Consider the following 13397-nt stretch of genomic DNA (forward strand, 5'->3'; position numbering starts at 1 on the left):
ACGGCCCGCCGTTTTTCGTACCGAAGGCTTTTCAGGCTTTTATCAGGAACCCCACCCGGGATCCTTTACCAGGAATGCGCCGCCCCGCCGTGGCCCTGGTGCGACTTCTCCGAGGGCAGCAGGATCCACAGGGCGATGTAGAGCAGGAACTGCGGGCCGGGCAGCAGGCACGAGAGCAGGAAGATCACCCGCATCGTCGTGCGGGACATTCCGTAGCGCTCGGCCAGACCGGCGCACACCCCGGCGATCATCCTGTGGTTGCGGGGACGGACCAGCTTGGCGGACATGGCGGCGACTCCTCGTCTCACGGGGGACCGATACGGCGCGGGAACGTTTTTCCCGTCTCTCCCGTCGGCTTCCCGATGACTCCACGTTATGTCCGCGGGCCCGGCCGGAACGTCGGCCTAAGGGGCGATCCCGACCCTGGGGATCGTCGGGGTGACACCCTGAGGGGTCTCCTCACGGCGTATGGGTTCCGGTCGGGGGCCCTCACCCCTGCGACGGAGACGGGCCCTGACCGCCGGGACGACGGCCAGGTGCAGGGCCGCCACCCCCGTCACGTTCAGCAGGAGCGCGTCCACGTCCAGCACCTGGCCCACGACGCCGCTCTGCACCACCTGCAGCGCCAGCGAGACCATCGCGGCGGTGAAGACGGTGCGGGTCAGCGAGCCCAGCGACGACGCGGCCACCCGGCCCCTGGCCCAGGGCAGCAGCACCCCCAGCGGGGCCAGCGGCAGCACCCCGGCCCCTATGGCCCGCGTGGCCTCCCACGGCCCGAGGGCGAGGTCGGCGCGGATCGTGGCCAGCGGTTCCAGGTGGGAGGCGGACACCCAGGGCACCGTCAGCGGGCGCAGGGCGAGCCAGACCACCGCCAGCAGATGGGCGACGAGCAACACGCAGCCGGCGACGCGGTAGCGGTATCGGAGGGCGGGCGTGCCGCCGTAACCATGACCCTGCACGCCCCACATGACGCGGTGCGCCGGTCGCACGGTTCCGGCCGACGGCGACGGGGAGTGGCGACGGAGCGCGGACACGGAGCGTCACCGGTCGATGCGGAGCCCACGGGACCGCCGCGGCCCTAGGAAACAGGGGTTCCCGTGATGTCCGCGCTGTCCGGGTGCACCCTGAGCTCGTCGGTGCACGTGTAGCTCTTGGGCGGCTCCCCGGAGGGCCCGCCCAGGATCACCGACCGCTTGCCGTCGGCCGCGGCCGTCCCGGCGTACGTGCACACGAGCTGGGCGAGGCCGACCTGCGGCAGCTCGCCCGGCTCCCGGCTCAGCCGCAGCGTCCCGGCCGGGTCGCCGGGGCGCTGCCCGGCGACGGTCAGCCGCTGCGGCACGGCCGTGGACATCCCCGCCTCGGCCTCCTCGTTCGCGGGCGCCTCGCGCAGCTCCTCCAGCAGCACCCGGGCGACGGCCACGCTGTCCTCGGAGGTCTCGGCGACCGCGCGCGTGACGGGCACCAGCTGCGAGGTGCACTCCAGCTGGACGGTCACGGTCGCGGCGCCCGAGGGGATGGCGTGCTCGGGCCGCACGACGCACGACGCGCGGGAGGGCGCGCCGCCCGCGTCCACCGGCACGGCGGTGCCGCGGATGCCGCACGCCGTGGCCGAGCCCAGCAGGGCCACGGTCAGGACGGTGCTGCGCAGGGTTCTTCTCACCGGCCGCCCTCCCCGTTCCCGCCGTCCCGGTCCCCGGCCGGCTGCTCCTCCAGGCCCGAGACGTCCCGCGGCAGGGTCAGGGTGAAGACCGCGCCGCCCTCGGGGGAGTTGGCCGCGGTGATCTCGCCGCCGTGGATGTGGGCGTTCTCCAGGGCGATGGACAGGCCGAGGCCGCTGCCCTCCGACCGCGGACGGGACGCGCTCGCCTTGTAGAAGCGGTCGAAGACGTGCGGCAGCACCTCCTCGGGGATGCCGGGGCCGTGGTCGCGCACGTCGATGCGCAGCGCGTCGTCCTCGGTGCGGACCGAGACGCGCACCGGCGAGCCGCCGTGCTTGAGGGCGTTGCCGATGAGGTTGGCCAGGATGACGTCCAGGCGGCGCGGGTCGAGCCGGGCCACGATGCCGCGCTCGGCGTCCAGCTCGACGGCGTCCAGCCAGGCGCGGGCGTCGATGCAGGCGGTGACCTGGTCGGCGACGTCCACGTCGTCCAGCACGAGCCGGGCCGTGCCCGCGTCGAAGCGGGTGACCTCCATCAGATTCTCCACCAGGTCGTTCAGCCTGCGGGTCTCGCTCACCACGAGCTGCACCGCCGGGGCGATCATCGGATCGAGGTTGTCCGCCTCGTCCTCCAGCACCTCGGTCACGGCCGTGATGGCCGTGAGCGGGGTCCGCAGCTCGTGCGACATGTCGGCGACGAAGCGGCGGCTCGCCGCCTCCCGGGCGCTGAGCTCCTCGACGCGCTTCTCCAGCGACTCCGCGGTCTTGTTGAAGGTGCGCGACAGGTCGGCCAGCTCGTCCGTGCCCGACACGTGCAGCCGGGTGTCGAGCTTGCCCTCGCCGAGCCGGCGGGCCGCGTCGCCGAGCCGCTGCACGGGCCGCAGCACGGTCGAGGCGGCGGCCTGCGCGAGCAGCGCGGAGCCGATCAGCGCCAGGGCCGTGGCGATGCCCAGCGACCAGGCCAGCGAGTTGAGGTCGGCGCGCTCGTTCTCCAGGGACTTCAGCAGGTAGCCCGTCGGGCCGCCGCCGATCACCTTCGCGCCGCCCACCAGGTACGGCTTGCCGTCCAGCGTGATGCGCTGCCAGTACAGGTGGTACGCGTAGCGGTTGGAGTCGTCGACGCGCCGCTCGCGGTTGACGGCCGCCTGCAGCGACTTCGGCACGACCTTGAGCGAGAACAGATCGCGGTCGGAGGGCGCGGCGCAGGCCCGGCCGCCCTCGCCGGTGTCGATCAGCAGCACCTCGTACTTCTGCGACGTGGCCGCCATCCGCTCGGCCGCCGCCTGCAGCTCCTGGCAGGTCGGCCCGAGCGGCAGCGTGCCGGTGTTGTCCTGCAGGGACTTGCGGAAGTCGTCGAGGGCCGCGTCCTGGGTGCGGGTGAGCACCGCGTCGCGGTTGAGCCAGTAGGCGATGGCGGACGCGGAGACGGCTGCGGCCAGGGCCACCAGGGCGAAGACGAGCATCAGCCGCAGCCGCAGGCTTATCCGGCGCAGACTCAGCTTCATCACGTTACGGGCGGCCGTCCAGCGTCGTACGCGTCCGGTCACTGCGGAGCGTCCAGGCGGTAGCCGACGCCGCGCACGGTGCGGATCAGGGTCGGGGACGACGGCACGTCCTCGACCTTGGCCCGCAGCCGCTGCACACAGGCGTCGACCAGCCGGGAGTCGCCGAGGTAGTCGTGTTCCCAGACCAGCCGCAGCAGCTGCTGCCGGGAGAGGGCCTGGCCGGGCCGGCGGCTGAGCTCCAGCAGCAGCCGCAGCTCGGTCGGCGTGAGCTGGAGCTCCTCGCCGTTCTTGGTGACCGTCATCGCGGAGCGGTCGATGACCAGCGAGCCGAACGCGGCCGAGTCGTTGGTCTCGCGCTCGCCGCGGCGCAGCACCGCACGGATCCGGGCGTCGAGCACCCGGCCCTGCACGGGCTTGACCACGTAGTCGTCGGCACCGGACTCCAGACCCACCACGACGTCGATGTCGTCGCTGCGCGCGGTGAGCAGGATGATCGGCAGCTGGTCGGTGCGGCGGATCCGCCGGCACACCTCGAAACCGTCGATACCGGGCAGCATCACGTCCAGCACGATCAGATCCGGCCGTTGCTCGCGCAGCAGTTTCAGGCCGTCCTCGCCCGTCGCCGCGGTCACCACACGGTGGCCCTGACGGGACAGGGAGAACTCGAGAGCGGTGCGGATGGCGTCGTCGTCCTCGATCAGCAACAGGGAAGGCACGGTGGTCATTCTGGCCTACGCGGGGCAGGTGGTTCGACCGCCGCCCTCCGCGCCCGCCCCCGCCGCCTGTTGCAGGGCTGTGACAGTCGGCGGACAACGCGATGAAACTGGCCCGGCAGGCTTTTGGTCATCGGGCAGCGGAGCCCGGTACGGAAATCGGACCGAGGCTGGCTCCACCGACGGGGGGCGCGAGATGAACACACTGCACAGCACCACTACCAGCGCAGTCATTCGCACGCGCCTGCACGACGCCGGACGGGGCCCGGAGAAGTCCGGTGCCGTGGGCGGGCGGGGGTGCGCCCGCGGCACCGGACGTGTGCGGCCGCCCTACATGGTGGCGATCGACGCGGTCACGTACGGGGAGCCCAAGGGAGCTGCGGGGGCGGCTCCGGGGGCATCGGGGGAGAGCAAGGGGGCGTCCAGGGCCGAGGCGGAGTTCACCGCCTACGTCCAGGAGCGCCGGGCCTCCCTGTACGCGACCGCGTACCACCTGACCGGCGACCGGCACGAGGCGGAGGACCTGCTGCAGAGCGCGCTGTTCTCCACCTACCGGGCCTGGGACCGGATCACCGACAAGGCGGCCGTCGGCGGCTACCTGCGCCGCACCATGACGAACCTGCACATCAGCGCCTGGCGCCGGCGCAAGCTCAACGAGTACCCGACCGAGGAACTGCCGGAGATGCCCGGCGAGGGCGACGCGATGCGCGGCACCGAGCTGCGCGCCGTCCTCTGGCAGGCCCTCGCCCGGCTGCCCGAGCTGCAGCGCACGATGCTCGTCCTGCGCTACTACGAGGGCCGCACGGACCCGGAGATCGCGGAGATCCTGGACATCAGCGTGGGCACGGTCAAGAGCAGCATCTGGCGCTCGCTGCGCCGCCTGCGCGACGACGAGGTCATCGGCTCCGGCCGGAACCAGCTGGAGTCCTTCGGAGAGCTCGTCGCCTGAGGGCGGGGCGGAGCGGGGACGCAGCACCGCACGGACGACAAGGGGCCCTGAACGGGGGGCGCTCGGGGGAGCGCGGACAGGGCCGTGGGGGAGCGGAAGCGGGTCGGACAGCCGGGGGGCCTGTCCCGACCCGCTTCTGTGCGTCCGGGGCCACTGCGTGCCCCGGAGTGCACCTGCGCGCCGCTAGATCTTGATGGTCTCGCGGTGACCCGCTGCCGCCGCCGCGATCCGGCCCATCGCCGTCTCCCCGCCGCACGCGTACGCGCCCAGCGCCGTCTGACGGGCCACGATGCCGCGCTCGGAGCGCATCAGCCGCAGGCCGCGGCGGACCAGGTACGGCACCGGCTTGCGGGCCTCGCGCAGGTCGCGCACCAGGCGGCGGCGGAAGGTGGTGGAGGGGCGGCCGCGCAGGCACAGGGCGTCCGCCAGCACGCCCAGGTCACGGCAGCGGTCGATGATGTCGGCCGCGAAGATGCCCTCGGCTATGAACAGCGGGGTGCGCCCGATGTCCAGAACGCTCGCCCCGGTGATCGAACTGGTGGAGATGTCGTAGAGCGGCACGTCCGCCCTCGACGTCCGGCACAGGCTGTCGATCGCGGCGACGGCGGCGTCCGCGTCCCACGAGAGCGGGGAGTCCCAGTCGGTGCCCGAGCCGTCCGCGAGCAGCGGCAGCGTCGGGTCCGTGCCCGCCTTGTAGAAGTCGTCCAGGTTGAGGACGGGCAGCCCGGTGCGGGCCGCGAGGGACGACTTACCGGAACCGGAGGGGCCGGTCAGCAGGATGACGCGCGCGGGGGTCAAGTGGGGAGTCACGGGACACCAGTGTGAGGCATTGGGCCGGATGGGGGATCCCCATGGGTTGCATGGTGCGCGCAGTGTCACCACTCGCATACTGTGCGTTGTCGTTCGCCCGCACTACACGACCCCGGCAGGTGGCCATGGCTTCGCACGCACGACACGCACGCTCCGCCAGCAAGGAGTCGAGGGCGCTCCGGCGCCGGATGCTCCTGCGCGTAGGGCTGACCGTATCGGCGGGTGCGGCCTTCGCGGCGGGCGGTGCGGCCTCCGCGAGCGCCGACGCCGGCATGGACGGCGGCAAGGGCGCCGGCATGGCCCGCGCCCAGTTCGGCGAGACCAACATCCCCGCCGCCATCGAAGGGGCCAACACGGGCCTGGAGGCGGGCGCGGAGGGGATCTTCGACACGGTCAAGACCCTGCGGACCAACCCGTTCGCCGGCACGCCCGTCGACCCGTTCGACAACACGGTGGGCACGAAGGTCGGGAACATGCAGCCGGTCACCACCAAGCCGGCGACGCAGCCGATCTCCAAGGGCGGCAGTCTGACGGACCTGCCGGTGGCGGGGAACCTGACGTCGCTGCTGCCGACCGGACGGCCGGCGGCGGCTCCCAAGACGCACTGAGCGCGGACGCGCCGGAGGCCGGAGCGGGTGGTGACCCGCTCCGGCCTCCGGCATGTCGGCCCGGGGTGCTCCGGCTCAGTACGACGAGCCGCCCGCGCCCAGCGAACCCGTCGGGTGCCAGACCGTCCGCGTCTCCAGGAAGGCCGTCATCCGGTCCGTGCCCGGAGTCACGGCCCAGTCCACAGCCTGTGGACGCAGCACGCGCTTCAGGTTGTCCGCCGCGGCGATCTCCAGCTCCTTGGCGAGGCCGGCGTCCGCCCCCGCGAGGTCGATCGCGTTGACGTCCTGGTGCGCGGCCAGCGACGGCGCGATCTCGGCCGTACGGCCCGACAGGACGTTCACGACGCCGCCCGGGACGTCGGACGTGGCCAGCACCTCGCCGAGCGACAGGGCGGGCAGCGGGGCCTTCTCCGAGGCCACCACGACCACCGTGTTGCCCGTGGCGATCGCCGGGGCGATCACCGACACCAGGCCGAGGAACGACGACTCCTGCGGCGCGAGCACGGCGACGACGCCGGTCGGCTCGGTGGAGGAGACGTTGAAGAACGGGCCCGCGACCGGGTTCGTCGCACCGGTGATCTGGCCGATCTTGTCGGTCCAGCCCGCGTACCACACCCAGCGGTCGATGGCGGCGTCCACCTGGGCCGCGGCCTTCGCCTTGGACAGGCCCTCGGCCTCGGCGACCTCCGCCGCGAACTGGTCGCGGCGGCCCTCCAGCATCTCGGCGACGCGGTAGAGGACCTGGCCGCGGTTGTACGCGGTCGCGCCGGACCAGCCGCCGACGGCCTTGCGGGCCGCGACGACCGCGTCACGGGCGTCCTTGCGCGAGGACAGCGGGGCGTTGGCCAGCCAGTTGCCCTTGGAGTCGGTCACCTCGTACACCCGCCCGCTCTCGGACCGGGGGAACTTGCCCCCGACGAACAGCTTGTAGGTCTTGAAGACAGTCAAGCGCTCAGACATCGAGGTACGCCTCCAGGCCGTGGCGGCCGCCCTCGCGGCCGAATCCCGACTCCTTGAAGCCGCCGAACGGCGACGTCGGGTCGAACTTGTTGAACGTGTTGGCCCAGATGACACCCGCGCGCAGCTTGCCCGCGACGGCCAGCATGCGCGAGCCCTTCTCCGTCCAGATGCCGGCGGAGAGGCCGTACTGCGAGTTGTTCGCCTTGGCGACCGCCTCGCCCGGGGTGCGGAACGTCAGCACCGACAGGACCGGGCCGAAGATCTCCTCGCGGGCGATCCGGTGGGCCTGGGTGACGCCCGTGAACAGCGTCGGGCGGAACCAGAAGCCGTTCTCCGGCAGCTCGCACGCCGGGGCCCAGCGCTCGGCGCCCTCGGTCTCGCCGCTGTCGGCCAGCTCGGTGATCCGGGCCAGCTGCTCGGCGGAGTTGATCGCACCGATGTCGGTGTTCTTGTCCAGCGGGTCGCCGAGGCGCAGCGTGGACAGACGGCGCTTGAGGGAGTCCAGCAGCTCGTCGTGGATCGACTCCTGGACCAGCAGGCGCGAGCCCGCGCAGCAGACCTGGCCCTGGTTGAAGAAGATGCCGTTGACGATGCCCTCGACGGCCTGGTCGATGGGCGCGTCGTCGAAGACGATGTTGGCGCCCTTGCCGCCCAGCTCCAGCGTGAGCTTCTTGTCCGTGCCCGCGACCGTGCGGGCGATGGCCTTGCCGACCGCCGTGGAGCCGGTGAACGCGACCTTGTTCACGCCCTCGTGCGCGACGAGCGCGGCGCCCGTGGTGCCGTCACCGGTGACGATGTTGACGACGCCCTTGGGCAGGCCCGCCTGGCGGCAGATGTCCGCGAAGAACAGCGCCGACAGCGGGGTGGTCTCGGCCGGCTTCAGGACGACCGTGTTGCCCGTGGCGAGCGCCGGGGCGATCTTCCACGCCAGCATCAGCAGCGGGAAGTTCCACGGGATGACCTGGCCCGCGACGCCCAGCGGGCGGGGGTTGGCGCCGTAGCCCGCGTGGTCGAGCTTGTCGGCCCAGCCGGCGTAGTAGAAGAAGTGCGCGGCGACCAGCGGGAGGTCCGCGTCGCGGGTCTCCTTGATCGGCTTGCCGTTGTCCAGGGTCTCCAGGACGGCCAGCTCGCGGCTGCGCTCCTGGATGATCCGGGCGATGCGGAACAGGTACTTGGCGCGCTCGGCGCCGGGCAGTGCCGACCACTTCTCGAAGGCCTTGCGGGCGGCCTTCACCGCGCGGTCCACGTCCTCCGCGGAGCCCTGGGCGACCTCGGAGAGCACCTCCTCGGTGGAGGGGCTGATCGTCTTGAAGACCTTGCCGCCGGACGCCTCGGTGAACTCGCCGTCGATGAACAGGCCGTAGGACGGGGCGATGTCGACGACCGCGCGCGACTCGGGTGCGGGAGCGTATTCAAATGCCATGTCGGTCAGTCCACCGTCACGTAGTCGGGACCGGAGTAACGCCCGGTGCTCAGCTTCTGCCGCTGCATCAGCAGGTCGTTGAGGAGGCTGGAGGCACCGAAGCGGAACCAGGTGTTGTCCAGCCACTCCTCGCCCACGGTCTCGTTGACCAGGACCAGGAACTTGATCGCGTCCTTGGTGGTGCGGATGCCGCCGGCCGGCTTCACGCCGACCTGGACGCCGGTCAGCGCGCGGAAGTCCCGCACGGCCTCCAGCATCAGCAGGGTGTTCGCCGGGGTGGCGTTGACCGCGACCTTGCCGGTCGAGGTCTTGATGAAGTCGGCGCCCGCGAGCATGCCGATCCAGGACGCGCGGCGGATGTTGTCGTACGTCGACAGCTCGCCCGTCTCGAAGATCACCTTGAGGCGGGCCCTGTCGCCGCACTCGGCCTTGACGGCGCGGATCTCTTCCAGGACGTCCATGTAGCGGCCGGCGAGGAAGGCGCCACGGTCGATGACCATGTCGATCTCGTCGGCACCGGCCTCGATCGCATCGCGGGTGTCCGCGAGCTTGACCGGCAGCGCGGCGCGGCCGGCCGGGAACGCGGTGGCGACGGAGGCGACCTTCACGTCCGTGCCGGCGAGGACGGCCTTGGCCGTCGCCACCATGTCGGGATAGACGCAGACGGCGGCGGTGCGCGGCGTCGTGCGGTCGGTGGGGTCGGGGTTGACGGCCTTGGCGGCCAGGGCCCGGACCTTGCCCGGGGTGTCGGCACCCTCGAGCGTCGTGAGGTCGATCATCGAGATCGCCAGGTCGATGGCGTAGGCCTTCGACGAGGTCTTGATCGAGCGGGTGCCGAGCGAGGCGGCGCGGGCCTCCAGCCCGACCGCGTCGACCCCCGGGAGTCCGTGCAGGAAGCGGCGCAGCGCACTGTCGGAGGCGGTGGCGTCCGCCAGCTCCTTCAGCCGCCCCGCGGCGTCGTTGCCGTGTGCGGGAACTGTGGTGGGCATGGTCACCAGATGAGCATATCTACGCGCGTAGCGCGTGTACACCCCCGCTGGTGCGGGGCGGTTTTCGGCTCGGTCTCCGGCCGCCCCCGCGGGAGCGGCCCGGTCTCCGGCGGCCCCGTGGGAGGCGTCAGGCACAATCTGCCCATGACGAGCCCTAGCCCCGAACAGGAATACGCCGACAGGCGCTACCGCTCGCCCGCCGGCATCGCCGGCGGCGTGCTGATGCTCGCCCTCGCCGGCTGGCTGGGCGGCGACGCCGCCGTCCGCGGAGAGGGCAGTACGCCCTGGCTCGCGCTGGCGGGGCTGTTGTGCGTCGTGCCGCTGATCATCGCCTTCACGCTGCGTCCGGCCGTCTTCGCCGGGGCCTCGCGGCTGCTGGTGCGGAATCCGTTCCGGACGATCACGCTGCCGTGGGGTGCGGTGGACGCGGTGCGCGCCGGTTACTCCAGTGAGGTGCTGGCCGGGGGCTCCACCTACCAGCTGTGGGCCGTGCCCGTGTCGCTGAGGAAGCGCAAGCGTGCGGCCCGGGGCGGGGCGGAGGCGGCTCCCGCCGACCAGACGGTCGCGGAGCTGCAGGAGCTCGCCGAGCGGAACGCTTCGCGTGAGGACGCGCGGGGGGACGTCGTCGTGCGGTGGGCGTACGAGGTGCTGGCGCCGGCGGTCGTGGGGTTGGTGCTGTTCGTGGTGTTGCTGGTGGTCGGCTGACGGCCGTTCCGCTAAGGAAAAGGGGGCCCGGGGCATCGCCCCGGGCCCCCTTTTCTACGGGCTCAGATGCCCGCGGCCTTCGACAGGTCGGCCTTGATCTCGGTCAGGACAGCCGTCGCCTTGGCGCGGGCGCCTGCGAGGGCGGCCGCGTCCGCGACCGGGATCACGACCTCCAGATAGCACTTGATCTTCGGCTCCGTGCCGCTCGGCCGGACGATCACCCGGGCGGCGGAGACGGCCCCCGACTCGTCACCGGCGAGGTGGTAGCGCAGGCCGTCCGTCGGGGGCAGGGACTCCGTGCCCTTCGCCAGGTCCTCGGCGGACGTCACGTGCAGACCGGCGAGCACCGCCGGCGGCTGCTCGCGCAGGCGGCGCATCGCGTCCGCGATCAGCGACAGGTCCTGGACGCGCACCGACAGCTGGTCCGTGGCGTGCAGGCCGTGCTCGACCGCCAGGTCGTCCAGGAGGTCGGTGAGGGTCCGGCCGGACTCCTTGAGCTCCGCGGCCAGCTCGGCGACCAGCAGGGCCGCCGTGATGCCGTCCTTGTCGCGGACGCCCTCGGGGTCCACGCAGTAGCCGAGCGCCTCCTCGTAGGCGTAGCGCAGGCCGTCGACGCGGGCCAGCCACTTGAAGCCCGTCAGCGTCTCCGTGTACGGCGTGCCGGTGCTCGCGGCGGCGATGCGGGACAGGAGGGAGGACGAGACGATCGTCGTCGTGAACGTGCCGCGCGCGTTCTTGTGCACCAGGTGCGTGGCGAGCAGCGCGCCCACCTCGTCGCCGCGCAGCATGCGCCAGCCCTCGACGCTGTCCGCGTCGGGCACGGCGACGGCGCAGCGGTCCGCGTCCGGGTCGTTGGCGATGATGATGTCCGGCTGGGCCTCGCGGGCCGTGGCGAACGCCAGGTCCATGGCGCCCGGCTCCTCCGGGTTGGGGAACACCACGGTCGGGAAGTCCGGGTCCGGCTCGGCCTGGGCGGCGACGACCGTCGGGGCGGGGAAGCCGGCGCGCTCGAAGGCGGCCGTCAGGACGTCGCGGCCGACGCCGTGCATGGGCGTGTAGACGACGCGCACGTCGCGGGCGGAGCCGCCGGTCAGGACGGCGTCCGTGCGCTCCAGGTAGGCGCCGACGATGTTCTCGTAGCGCAGGGTCTCCCAGCCGGCGGAGGGGCGGGGGACGTCGTCCAGGCTCCGGACGGCGGCGATCTCCGCGGCGATCCCGGCGTCGGCGGGCGGCACGATCTGGGAGCCGTCGCCCAGGTAGACCTTGTAGCCGTTGTCGCGCGGCGGGTTGTGGCTGGCCGTGACCTCGATGCCGGCGACGGCGCCGAGGTGGCGGATCGCGAAGGCGAGGACCGGGGTGGGGAGCGGCTTGGGCAGGAGGGCGGCCTTCAGGCCGGCGCCCACCATCACGGCCGCCGTGTCGAGGGCGAAGTCAGCGCTCTTGTAGCGCGCGTCGTAGCCGATGACGACCGTGCCGCCGGTCTGGCCCTGCTTCTTGAGGTACGCGGCCAGGCCGGCGGCGGCGCGGATGACGACGGAGCGGTTCATGCGCATGGGGCCGGCGCCGAGCTCACCGCGGAGGCCGGCGGTGCCGAACTGGAGGGTGCCGGCGAAGCGGGCGGCGATCTCGGCGGTGTCCCCGGCGTCGATGAGCCGGGCGAGCTCCTCGCGGGTGTCGGGGTCGGGGTCCTCGGCGAGCCAGGACTTGGCCTGGGCGATGAGGGCGTCGTCTCGCTCCACGGTGTCTCCTACGGAGGGTTCGGGGATATATATGGGGTCTGGGTGGTTCGGCCGGTTGTTCACGGGCCGGTCGTCCGTGGGTCGGGGGCGGGGTGGGCCGGGGCTGGCAAGGGGCGTAAAGCGTGATTTGTGGGCCGTCCTTCCGGGCACCCAAAGCTCAGGCCAGAGGGCCCGTAAATCATGCAGCCCCGGAAGCCCCCGCCCCCCACCCACGGACGACCGGCCCGTGAACAACCGGCCGAACCACCCAGACCCCATATATATCCCCGAACCCTCCGTAGGAGACACCGTGGAGCGAGACGACGCCCTCATCGCCCAGGCCAAGTCCTGGCTCGCCGAGGACCCCGACCCCGACACCCGCGAGGAGCTCGCCCGGCTCATCGACGCCGGGGACACCGCCGAGATCGCCGCCCGCTTCGCCGGCACCCTCCAGTTCGGCCCCGCCGGCCCCCGCGCGCCTCCGGCGCCGCACCCGGGTGTGGGGAACGGCGCCGTACCGGCTGGGTCAGAGCTTCGGGAGGACCTGGGCCAGGAGCTGGCCCATGCGGGACGCGGAGTCGCGCCCGGCCTGGAGGACCTCTTCGTGGTTGAGGGGCTCGCCCGTCATGCCCGCGGCGAGGTTCGTCACGAGGGAGATGCCGAGGACCTCGGCACCGGCCTCGCGGGCCGCGATGGCCTCGAGCGTGGTGGACATGCCGACGAGGTCGCCGCCGAGGGTGCGGACCATGCGGATCTCGGCCGGCGTCTCGTAGTGCGGGCCGGGGAGCTGGACGTAGACGCCCTCCTCGAGGGTCTCGTCCACCTCCTTGCACAGCGCGCGCAGGCGGCGGGAGTACAGGTCGGTGAGGTCGACGAAGTTGGCGCCGACGATCGGCGAGGTCGCCGTCATGTTGATGTGGTCGCTGATCAGCACGGGCTGGCCGGGGCGCATGCCGTCGCGGAGGCCGCCGCAGCCGTTGGTGAGGACGACGGTCTTGCAGCCGGCGGCCACGGAGGTGCGCACGCCGTGGACGACGGCGGCGACGCCGCGGCCCTCGTAGTAGTGCGTGCGGCCGAGGAAGACCAGGGCGCGCTTGTCGTTGATCTTGTACGAGCGGACCGTGCCGGCGTGGCCCGCCACGGCGGCCGCGGTGAAGCCGGGGAGCTCGGTGACCGGGAACTCGGCCTCGGGAGCGCCGAGCGCCTCGGTCGCGGGGAGCCAGCCGCTGCCCATGACCAGGGCGACGTCGTGGGTCTCGGCGCCGGTCAGCTCGCGCAGACGGGCGGCGGCGGCGTCCGCCGCGGCGTACGGGTCGGCCTGGATGTCGGGAGTAACTGATGCGTTCACGCGGACGAGGGT

14 protein-coding genes and 1 pseudogene are annotated in these 13397 nt (G+C 72.5%); 4 read left to right on the plus strand and 11 right to left on the minus strand.

Annotated features, from left to right (window positions below; translation table 11 throughout):
• Window positions 1-65 precede the first annotated feature (65 nt).
• From AS857_RS27830 to afsQ1, 5 genes are all read right to left on the minus strand, one after another.
• The gene (locus AS857_RS27830; RefSeq protein ID WP_058045947.1) at window positions 66-287 is read right to left on the minus strand and encodes a PspC domain-containing protein; all 222 of its coding nucleotides are present in this window, start codon (window positions 285-287) and stop codon (window positions 66-68) included.
• Between the two features lie 117 nt (window positions 288-404).
• Complete coding sequence (locus AS857_RS27835; protein ID WP_058047108.1) at window positions 405-959, minus strand: VanZ family protein; 555 nt, start codon at window positions 957-959, stop codon at window positions 405-407.
• A gap of 119 nt (window positions 960-1078) precedes the next feature.
• Window positions 1079-1660 (minus strand): hypothetical protein, encoded by a 582-nt coding sequence (locus AS857_RS27840; RefSeq protein WP_063804372.1) that lies wholly within the window; start codon window positions 1658-1660, stop codon window positions 1079-1081.
• On the minus strand, window positions 1657-3162 hold the full coding sequence (locus AS857_RS27845; RefSeq protein ID WP_058045948.1) for a sensor histidine kinase: 1506 nt from the start codon (window positions 3160-3162) through the stop codon (window positions 1657-1659). Before AS857_RS27845 ends, AS857_RS27840 begins: the two co-directional genes overlap by 4 nt.
• A gap of 38 nt (window positions 3163-3200) precedes the next feature.
• The gene (gene afsQ1 / locus AS857_RS27850; RefSeq protein WP_173864811.1) at window positions 3201-3878 is read right to left on the minus strand and encodes a two-component system response regulator AfsQ1; all 678 of its coding nucleotides are present in this window, start codon (window positions 3876-3878) and stop codon (window positions 3201-3203) included.
• 193 nt (window positions 3879-4071) lie between these two features.
• Here afsQ1 and AS857_RS27855 point away from each other — a divergent pair, with 193 nt between their 5' ends.
• Window positions 4072-4824 (plus strand): SigE family RNA polymerase sigma factor, encoded by a 753-nt coding sequence (locus AS857_RS27855; RefSeq protein WP_058045949.1) that lies wholly within the window; start codon window positions 4072-4074, stop codon window positions 4822-4824.
• Window positions 4825-5007: 183 nt separating this feature from the next.
• Here AS857_RS27855 and AS857_RS27860 read toward each other — a convergent pair whose 3' ends face one another.
• A complete protein-coding gene (locus AS857_RS27860; RefSeq protein WP_173864812.1) occupies window positions 5008-5712 on the minus strand; it encodes an ATP-binding protein in 705 nt (234 codons plus the stop codon).
• A gap of 47 nt (window positions 5713-5759) precedes the next feature.
• On the opposite strand from AS857_RS27860, the gene AS857_RS27865 reads away from it, so the two are divergent.
• On the plus strand, window positions 5760-6242 hold the full coding sequence (locus tag AS857_RS27865; RefSeq protein WP_063804373.1) for a hypothetical protein: 483 nt from the start codon (window positions 5760-5762) through the stop codon (window positions 6240-6242).
• A gap of 75 nt (window positions 6243-6317) precedes the next feature.
• Here AS857_RS27865 and AS857_RS27870 read toward each other — a convergent pair whose 3' ends face one another.
• From AS857_RS27870 to deoC, 3 genes are read right to left on the minus strand one after another with little or no spacing between them, the layout of a single operon-like run.
• On the minus strand, window positions 6318-7202 hold the full coding sequence (locus tag AS857_RS27870) for an aldehyde dehydrogenase family protein (RefSeq protein WP_058045952.1): 885 nt from the start codon (window positions 7200-7202) through the stop codon (window positions 6318-6320).
• Window positions 7195-8625 carry an aldehyde dehydrogenase family protein gene (locus AS857_RS27875; protein ID WP_058045953.1) on the minus strand — a complete coding sequence of 477 codons (1431 nt, stop codon included), beginning with the start codon at window positions 8623-8625 and terminating at the stop codon, window positions 7195-7197. Before AS857_RS27875 ends, AS857_RS27870 begins: the two co-directional genes overlap by 8 nt.
• A gap of 5 nt (window positions 8626-8630) precedes the next feature.
• Window positions 8631-9614, minus strand: coding sequence for a deoxyribose-phosphate aldolase (gene deoC / locus AS857_RS27880; RefSeq protein ID WP_058047110.1), 984 nt, complete (start codon window positions 9612-9614; stop codon window positions 8631-8633).
• 144 nt (window positions 9615-9758) lie between these two features.
• On the opposite strand from deoC, the gene AS857_RS27885 reads away from it, so the two are divergent.
• Complete coding sequence (locus tag AS857_RS27885; RefSeq protein ID WP_058045954.1) at window positions 9759-10319, plus strand: PH domain-containing protein; 561 nt, start codon at window positions 9759-9761, stop codon at window positions 10317-10319.
• 62 nt (window positions 10320-10381) lie between these two features.
• On the opposite strand, the gene AS857_RS27890 is transcribed toward AS857_RS27885, so the two are convergent.
• On the minus strand, window positions 10382-12058 hold the full coding sequence (locus AS857_RS27890; RefSeq protein ID WP_058045955.1) for a phospho-sugar mutase: 1677 nt from the start codon (window positions 12056-12058) through the stop codon (window positions 10382-10384).
• 289 nt (window positions 12059-12347) lie between these two features.
• On the opposite strand from AS857_RS27890, the pseudogene AS857_RS41655 reads away from it, so the two are divergent.
• A pseudogene (locus tag AS857_RS41655) lies at window positions 12348-12512 on the plus strand (phospho-sugar mutase); the annotation flags it as partial.
• Between the two features lie 51 nt (window positions 12513-12563).
• Here the strand turns inward: AS857_RS41655 and AS857_RS27895 are convergent.
• Window positions 12564-13385: a purine-nucleoside phosphorylase gene (locus AS857_RS27895; protein WP_058045956.1), complete on the minus strand. Its 822-nt coding sequence runs from the start codon at window positions 13383-13385 to the stop codon at window positions 12564-12566.
• Between the last annotated feature and the right edge of the window lie 12 nt (window positions 13386-13397).

The sequence above is a fragment of the Streptomyces roseifaciens genome (assembly GCF_001445655.1).
GTDB classification, from domain to species: domain Bacteria; phylum Actinomycetota; class Actinomycetes; order Streptomycetales; family Streptomycetaceae; genus Streptomyces; species Streptomyces aureoversilis.